The 7302-nt window shown below is 42.5% G+C and carries 7 protein-coding genes; 4 read left to right on the forward strand and 3 right to left on the reverse strand.

Annotated features, from left to right (window positions below):
* The 4 genes from Q0081_RS27710 to Q0081_RS27725 form a co-directional block, all read left to right on the forward strand.
* Window positions 1–1246, forward strand: a 1246-nt coding sequence (locus Q0081_RS27710) for an AAA family ATPase (RefSeq protein WP_298361210.1), incomplete at its 5' end; no start/stop codon positions are given.
* Window positions 1243–1650 (forward strand): hypothetical protein, encoded by a 408-nt coding sequence (locus Q0081_RS27715; protein ID WP_298361212.1) that lies wholly within the window; start codon window positions 1243–1245, stop codon window positions 1648–1650. The genes Q0081_RS27710 and Q0081_RS27715, both read left to right, overlap by 4 nt.
* 32 nt (window positions 1651–1682) lie before the next feature.
* Window positions 1683–1997: a hypothetical protein gene (locus tag Q0081_RS27720; RefSeq protein ID WP_298361214.1), complete on the forward strand. Its 315-nt coding sequence runs from the start codon at window positions 1683–1685 to the stop codon at window positions 1995–1997.
* A 103-nt stretch (window positions 1998–2100) separates the two neighbouring features.
* Window positions 2101–4980, forward strand: coding sequence for a S9 family peptidase (locus tag Q0081_RS27725; RefSeq protein ID WP_298361216.1), 2880 nt, complete (start codon window positions 2101–2103; stop codon window positions 4978–4980).
* Between the two features lie 52 nt (window positions 4981–5032).
* Here the strand turns inward: Q0081_RS27725 and Q0081_RS27730 are convergent, their stop codons facing one another.
* The 3 genes from Q0081_RS27730 to Q0081_RS27740 all read right to left on the reverse strand — a co-directional run.
* Entirely contained in the window at window positions 5033–5917 is an 885-nt protein-coding gene (locus tag Q0081_RS27730; protein ID WP_298361218.1) for a metallophosphoesterase, read from the reverse strand.
* Window position 5918: 1 nt separating this feature from the next.
* Window positions 5919–6875 (reverse strand): MoxR family ATPase, encoded by a 957-nt coding sequence (locus Q0081_RS27735; protein WP_298361220.1) that lies wholly within the window; start codon window positions 6873–6875, stop codon window positions 5919–5921.
* A gap of 229 nt (window positions 6876–7104) precedes the next feature.
* Window positions 7105–7302 (reverse strand): hypothetical protein (locus Q0081_RS27740; RefSeq protein ID WP_298361222.1); only part of this gene is annotated, 198 nt, incomplete at its 5' end.

Consider the following 7302-nt stretch of genomic DNA (forward strand, 5'->3'; position numbering starts at 1 on the left):
ACTTTTTTGCCAATATTGGCAACTACAAAGACAAATTAGAGTCTTTGATAAATACAAATTTCCAAAAACTCAATCCAGCCCCTACTGGATTGCAAACCTCTTTAGTTTGAGTATAAATGCAGTAGTATTTAATATTGAGGGACAAGGGGAAAGTATTATTGCTCCAGTAGCTTCAGCATATGAATGGCCTGAAGTTGATTTTTTTGCGTCAAAAAGCTCTTTTGAAATAAGTGCAAATATTCAAACAGTTAAGACCTTGGATTCTAATAAAAACTTAGATTTCAGTTGGTATTATGAGCGAGGAATGATGTTAAGAAAAAAGCATATGATTTGGGGGTCTCAAAGACATTATGAGAAAAATGACGAAATTGGAGAATTTAAGTTTTACGGGTATGGCACTTCTCGTCGTATGTCTCATTCAAACATTACAGAGAATAGTCAAGAAAATAACATAGCCCCTATCTTCCAAGACAATTTTGAACTAACCAACGCAGAAGAATGGCTTCTGCAATTAGATTATGCAGCTAAAAGCAATGTTCCTAATGCTCAAACTGTATTAGAGAAATTAAAGATGGTTTTAGCAAGCGGCCTGTTACCTGATGTAAAAGCTATTGATCTTAAATCCGAATTAGATCCTAATACCAACAGCATCAAAAACTACGCCTTGTTTGATACGGACTATGGTAAGGTACGTTTGAAAGAGTTAGGATACGGCTATCAAGCAACAATGGCTTGGGTGGTAGATTTAGCAAAAAAACTTTTTGAACGTTATCCAAAATTAGACAATCCGCTCACAGGGGCTGCCATTGTATTGGTCGATGAAATTGATTTACACCTGCATCCCGATTGGCAACGCAAAATCATTAGCCATCTGAGCGGTATTTTTCCAAATGTTCAGTTTATCGTTACAGCACACAGCCCCTTAATCGTGCAGTCGGCAGAGAATGTAAATCTGATTATTTTGGAAAAAGGAGAAGACAACCAAACCCACATTCGACAGGAATTTGGGACGTTTAGAGGATGGACCATCGAAGAGATTTTACAGGATTTGATGGGGCTTGGTGATAAAACTTTGTCAGACACCTATTTGAACCTTCTTCATCAATTTGAAGACGGACTTGATAGTGGAGATTATAAGAAAGCCAAAGCAGCTTATGATGCACTTTTGCAGCTTCTCCACCCCAACAGCAGCCAACGAAAACTTCTCAAATTGCAGTTGGGAGCCATTGCCCCTACCACCTTATGATTAGATTACAAGACTTACCTTGTCCGGCTGAATTGACGGAGGAAGTAGTGGCCCATTTAACCGAAAAATTTCAGAAAACGGGCAATAGCGTTTGGAAAAAGGAATTCATTGCCAAACAATTGTTAGCCCTGTCAAACGGAAAATGTTGCTTTTCCGAGTGTAAACTACAGGAAGAAGGCAAATATCCTGAAGCTGAAGTGGAACACTTTGCCCCAAAATCGTTATATCCTGAGGAAGTAGTCAAATGGGAAAATCTATTGCCCATAAGCAGTGCCTGCAACAAGGCCAAAGGTGACTACGATACTAAAATAGAGCCAATCATCAATCCACGTTATGAAGATCCAAAAGACCATTTTTACTTTCAAGGGTATCGTTTCAGGCCCAAAACAGAAAAAGGAAGTTAAGCATTGATATCCTCAACCTGAATGATCGAATTTTGTGGGTCAATAAACGATTTGATATTAGCGATAAGGCTGTTGAAAGGTTAGAAGAAATCAGCACCAAAATCAAAGAATATGACCAAAGCCCTTTAAAATCCATCCCCAAGCGTAATTCAATCATTCGACAGTTACGTAATCTTTTTTACGAGGGTACACCCAAAGCGGAATACAGCTCAGTAGTAGCTTCTTATCTCCTCAATGACAATGATTTTCAGGTTATAAAAGGCCTAATGCAGAAAAATAGCTTGTGGGACGAGGAGTTTGAAATCTTAGAAAATGAATTGCGATTTTGTGCTTTGGAAGTCCGATAACGCAAATCATAGTCAGATTTCTCTGTTTTGTCGCAAATAAAAGAACCATTTGCCAATAAAATGCTCAAAAAGTGTATTTTTGAGTACTAAATATACTTCATCAATGAGAAAAATTCTACTTTACACAGCAGCATGTCTGCTGGGCACTTACGTGAGTTTTGCCCAAAAGAAAGCAAAAAAGCCCGCTGTCGAGACCCCGGCGGTGGTAAAAAAGCCCCTCACCCACGACGTTTACGATTTTTGGAAGGACATTCCCGAACGAGTCATCAGCAACAATGGAGTTTGGTTTGGGTATGCCCTCAATCCACAGGAAGGCAATGGAAAAGTAGTGTTTCATAACCTCAACACCCAGCAGGTGGATTCAGTGGCTCGTGGTGAAGGTCTGAAACTGAGCACCGACTCTGAATTTGCCATGTTTAAAATCAAACCGCAACTCAGCGTAACAAAGGCCGCCAAACGTGCCAAAAAGAAACGTGACGAAATGCCCAAAGACTCGTTGGGAATTTATGCGCTTTCCACCAAACAACTGCTTAAAGTTCCTACCGTTCAGTCTTTCAAAATAGGAGAAAAAGGAGGTGATTGGGTTGCTTACTTAGGCGAAAGTGCCAAGGTGAAGGCCGATACTACCAAAAAAGGACCAAGTAAACGCCCCAAAAGAGAGTCGGAAGAAAATGGGTATCGCTTAGTGGTACGTCAATTGAAAAACGGTACCGAAAAAGTCTTTCCTTTCGTAACGGAATACGAAGTTTCTAAAAATGGAAAACGATTGGCTTTTGCCTCGACGGGCGCTGATTCTACCAAGACAGGCGTTTACGTATTTGAACCCGCAAGCAATCAACTGACTTTGATTCATGCCGGTCTTCCCAAACATAAATTCAAGAAATTGTCATTTGATGATAACGGTGACCAACTCGCTTTCGTAGCCGATTTGGATACTAATGCTAAGGTTCAAATTCGTTTGCCGAAATTATTTTACTGGAAAACCGGCGATGCCGTAGCTACACGTTTAGCCGACGAAACTACACAACCGGCCGCGCAGGGATGGCTCATCAGCAGCGAATACACGCCTAAGTTTTCAAAAGACGGCTCTAAATTGTTTTTTGGCACCAATCCCAAACCTATTGTTCAGGACACGACCCTTCTCCCCGAAGAGATTGTCAACGTAGAAGTGTGGAATTGGCAGGATACAAAACTCCAACCTCAGCAAAAAGTATCTCTGGAGAGAGACCGAAAAAAATCTTATTTGGCACTGGTGAATTTGAGTGATAAAAAACTGGTGCAATTAGGCAGCGAACTCATCCCAGATGCCGACTTGGTAAATGAAGGCAACGGTGAGTTTATCGTAGGGCATTCTGACGTACGTTATTCCAATCAACACTGGGATTGGAATTCTAAAGAGGATACCTATGTCATCAGTACGAAAGACGGTTCCAAGCAAATGATCAAAGAAAAAATACAGGGTAACGTGCGCGTGTCGCCCGAAGGCAAGTACTTGTATTGGTTTTCCAATCCGGACACTTCGTGGTTTGCGCATGATTTGGCTGCCAACAAAACGGTTCAGTTAACAACTAACAAAGCCGTAAAATATGCAGACGAAGAAGATGACCATCCTGACTTCCCAAATGCATACGGAGCAGCAGGCTGGAGCAAAGGCGACCAATCCATCCTGATTTATGACCGTTACGACATTTGGCAAATTGACCCCTCCAATCCGGGCAATGCCAAAAAATTGACCAATGGACGCGCTTCTAAATTAGTTTCCCGGTACGTGCGTACAGATTTGGAAGAAAGGAATATTGATTTGTCAAAACCAATGTTGGTGAGTACCGTCAACGAAACGACGAAGCAGGAAGGGTATTCTCAATTAAACCCTATTACGCAGCAACTTACAAAGTTGTACGAAGGAGATTTCAGCGTGGGTAATTTTGTTTTGAAAGCAAAAAATGCCGAGCGTTATTTATTCACCAAACAAACCTTCAAAGATTATCCGGATTGGTACGCGACTGATGGAAGCTTTAAAACTGTTACGAAGGTAACGGAAGCTAATCCGCAACAGGCCAATTATTTATGGGGCTCAGTGGAACGTGTCAGCTGGCGCGCCGGTGATGGCACACCATTGCAGGGGCTATTGTACAAACCCGAAAATTTTGACCCGACCAAGAAATACCCGATGATGACGTATTTCTACGAAAAAAACTCGGATAATGTACACACGCATTATGCTCCCCGTCCCATTCGTTCTTACATCAACTTCTCTTATTTTACCAGCAATGACTACTTGGTTTTTGTCCCTGATATTGTTTACAAAAACGGCTATCCGGGCCAAAGTGCCTACAATTGCATTGTTCCGGGTGTGTTGAGTATGATTGACAAAGGGTTTGTGGATAAAGACAAAATCGGAATTTCAGGACACAGTTGGGGTGGTTACCAAACGGCTTATTTAGTGACGCAGACCAACCTGTTCAAAGCGGCCGAAGCCGGTGCTCCCGTAGCTAACATGACCAGTGCATACGGCGGTATTCGTTGGGAATCAGGCAATTCTCGTCAAGCGCAGTATGAGCGTACTCAAACCCGTATTGGGGGAACCTTATGGGAAAAACCGATGCAGTACATCGAAAATTCGCCGCTTTTCCACGCTCCAAAAATCCAAACGCCCGTATTGATGATGCACAACGACGACGACGGCGCTGTGCCTTGGTATCAGGGAATTGAGTTCTATATGGCACTCAAACGGTTAGATAAACCGGTGTGGATGCTCAACTACAACGGCGAAAAACATGGCTTGACCAAACGTCAGAACATGAAAGATTTTGCCGTACGTCTGTACCAATATTTTGACCATTATCTCAAAGATGCTCCTGCTCCCTCCTGGATGACTGAAGGGTTGCCTATGATGGAAAAAGGAATCAATCAACACCTTTCACCTGCCGCAGTAAGCGAGACTTCAAAGGCAGGAGGCAGTAAGTTGGGTGGAGGGAAATAAATTTAGATATGGAAGCATAATAGGAAAGGCGGCCCGAAGGTCGCCTTTCCTATTAAAACGAATGCGGATGATAGGTGTTTTCAACACTGCCATCATTGTATAAATCAATGACAGCGTAGCCGGGAGGTGTTTGAAGATAGTAGTATTTCTGCGCTGAGTTTTTATATCCCTCTTCCCACCAAAATCCGCTCAAAGCTCCGTTGCAATAATATGGGAGATTATTGTAAACCACTCGGTCCACCAAATGAATATGACCACTGATGCAGGTTTTGATTTTGTCTTTGTGTTGGTAAAACAAATTGACCAAATACTTAAAATCGGTGTGCATTCCCCCGCCGTCCAGATGCGTACAAGCCGCCAGCAAGGGATAGTGGCTCATGACTAAAACGGGCGTATTGACGGCCAATTTTGCCAAATCTGCCTCCAACCACGCTCGCTGTTCATCGTCCAGTGAAACTGCATTTTTGTTGTTACTGTCCAGTACAATGAAATGCCAGCCTTTTTTGTCAAAACTGTAATAACGTTTCGGCATCTCTAACTGCCTGATTACAATTTTTTTTCCATACATTTCATCTTGCGGTGAAGGTGCTGCCCACCACGTATCATGGTTTCCGAGGCAGCTATGGATTTCATACTCTTTCAGAACGTCTCTTCCTTCTTTCCATATCTTCCATTGCTCCAGTACACGTTCGCGGGTGATATTTTGATAATTGGCCGCGTAAATCGTATCTCCGCCGTTCAGGAAAAAGTCAGGTCGGTGCTTCTTTATTTCATTGATACATTTTTTGAACCGATTAGGCGCATCGTGTTCGGGGCGAATGTGCACATCTGTAATATGGGCAACGCGCAACACTCTCTTTTTGCTTTCCGATGCTTGATCGGAAGGCAGCACCGCAGCCGACAAGCCAATTTTTTGCAATGCTTCTCTACGCTTCATCTTAACGTCCAATGGCTACTTTACGAAGAATAGAGTCAATCACAAATCGGGTAGTAATGCCGTCGGCTTCGGCTTCGTAGTTGAGCATGATGCGGTGATTGAACACATCGGGAGCTACTTCTTTTATGTCTTCGGGAAGTACGTAATCGCGTCCGTCCATATAAGCCAATGCTTTGGCAGCCAAATTGAGCTTAATCGTTCCGCGCGGCGACGCTCCGAATTGAATATAACGGGCTTCTTCTCGCAAGCCATATTCAAGTGGACGACGTGTAGCGAATACCAACTCAACGATGTAATTTTCCAGAGTTTCTGAGAGTGTAATTTGGTTGATTTCTCCTCTGATTTGAGCAATGTCTTCTTTACTGAGCACAGCTTTGGGTTGATAGTTATAATCCAAATTAGACATCCTTCGCATCACTTCCAATTCCTGGGATTTGGTAGGATAATCTACAAAAACCTTCATCATAAATCGGTCCAATTGCGCCTCAGGAAGTGGATACGTCCCTTCCTGTTCAACGGGGTTTTGGGTAGCCAACACAAAAAATGGGCGGTCGAGCCGAAACGTATCTTCCCCAATCGTAACTTGCTTTTCCTGCATTGCTTCCAGCAACGCCGATTGTACTTTGGCCGGAGAGCGATTGACCTCATCCGCCAAAATCATATTGGCAAAAATCGGCCCTTTTTTTACTTCGTAGTCACCCAATTTAGGCTTATAAATCATGGTCCCGACTATATCGGCAGGGAGCAAATCGGGAGTAAATTGTATGCGTTGAAAGTCAAGATTGAGTACGTGGGCAAGGGTATTTACGGTAAGGGTTTTGGCCAAACCCGGCACCCCTTCCAACAAAATATGCCCTCCGGTAAAAAGCCCTACCAACAGACGATTGATGAGGGTTTCCTGCCCCACCACCACCTTACTCATTTCTTCAAATACGGTTTGAATCTTCTTTTGTGACATCTTTACAGCCGCTATTTATTCTAAATCGAAAAACGTAAAGTTAGGGATTACCGCTTTTTAAGCATCATTTTTAGGCTTTTTTCTGTTCCATAATATCAGTGAAGTTGTTTTAATATTCAAAATAACCGTAAAGGACACTAAGAATTCAGCCAAGTTCAGCTTCTACTCCATAGTAAGGCAAGTAGTAACGTAGGGTTTTTTATTTTAAAAAGTAGAGACGAAGCAGCGGTCAATGGAGAATACTCAACGAAACAATAAACTCTAATCGCTGGGCAGGGCATTTTGATAAAAACTTGGGATGAGCTACATTTGTAAATTTTACGACCAAGCAAAAACCCAATGAAAGTAACCCATCCCGAAAAAAAACGGATAACCGTTCCAAAGACCAAGTTAGAGAATACTTCCAAGAATTACAAAAGAACTTGCC

The sequence above is a fragment of the Runella sp. genome, assembly GCF_027484545.1.
GTDB lineage: Bacteria > Bacteroidota > Bacteroidia > Cytophagales > Spirosomataceae > Runella.